At 64.9% G+C, this 1,253-nt stretch carries 1 protein-coding gene; it reads left to right on the plus strand.

Annotation, left to right across the window (positions count from 1 at the left end):
- A partial coding sequence (locus tag RMP09_RS17195) for a diguanylate cyclase domain-containing protein (protein WP_310567205.1) occupies positions 1–1,253 on the plus strand: 1,253 nt, incomplete at both ends.

Genomic DNA, 1,253 nt, shown 5'->3' on the forward strand with positions numbered 1-1,253 from the left:
TTGCGCGATTTTGCCGAGCTTTCGGCGGACTGGTTCTGGGAGCAGGACGCGGAGTTTCGCTTTACCCGCTTCTTTGGCCTGGCCACCGAAAAGCTGCAGCGCAAGGAAAGCGATTTTTTCGGCAAGCGCCGCTGGGACATGCCGATTCACGGCATTACCGAGGCGCAGCTTGCCGAACACATCGCAAGCTACGAACGCCACGAGCCGTTCCGCAATTTCGAGTACGAAGTGCCCGGCGTGGGTGGCGCGCTCCAGTATTACTCGGTCAGCGGCACACCAGTATTCGACGCCCAGGGAAACTTCGTCGGCTATCACGGCGTGGGCCGCAACATTACCGGTCTGCGGCGTGCCGAACTGGCGATCAAGGCCAGCGAGAGGCAGTTGTCACAAATCGTCGATGGCAGTCCGATAGCGACCTTCGTGCTCGATGCCGAACACCGGGTAACGCACTGGAATCAGGCCTGCGAAAAACTCACCGGTTTGAGCGCCCGCGAAATGCTCGGCACGGCCGATGTGTGGCGGGCGCTTTACGCCGCACCGCGGCCGGTCCTGGCCGATCTTGTCCTGTCCGCCGCGAGCAACGAAACGATCGCCGGGCACTACCCGCAATTCAGCCGCTCGGCGCTGATTGATGGCGCCTTCGAAGCCGAGGACTTTTTCGAGGCGATGGGCGCGCAAGGATGCTGGGTACATTTTACGGCGGCACCGTTGAAGGACGCCGACGGCAGGCTGATCGGCGCCATGGAAACCCTGCAAGACATCAGCGAGCAACGCAAGGCACACGCCGCGCTCGAAGCGCTGGCCACCCGCGACGGCCTGACCGGCATCGCCAACCGCCGCTGCTTCGACGAAAAGCTGCGCCACGAGTGGAAGCGCCAGTTGCGCGAAGCGAGCACGCTGTCGCTGCTGATGATCGATGTCGACCATTTCAAGCGCTACAACGACAGCTACGGCCATCAGGCCGGCGACCGCTGTTTGCAGCAGATTGCCGGCGTGCTGGAGCAGGTCGTCTTTCGCCCCGGCGACCTGGTGGCGCGCTACGGCGGCGAGGAGTTCGTGGTCATCCTCGGCGCCACCCCGACGGCCGGCGCCGGCGTCGTCGCCCGCCGCATCCTCGATCGCGTCGCGGCGCTGGCGCTGCCCCACAGTGGCAGCGAACATGGCCACGTCACGCTGAGCATCGGCATCGCCACGTCCGTGCCGCAGCCCGACACCGAACTGGAAAGCCTGATCGCCGCCGCCGACGCCGCGCT

Origin of the sequence: Hydrogenophaga sp. (genome assembly GCF_031426985.1) — a bacterium.
Taxonomy (GTDB): domain Bacteria; phylum Pseudomonadota; class Gammaproteobacteria; order Burkholderiales; family Burkholderiaceae_C; genus Hydrogenophaga.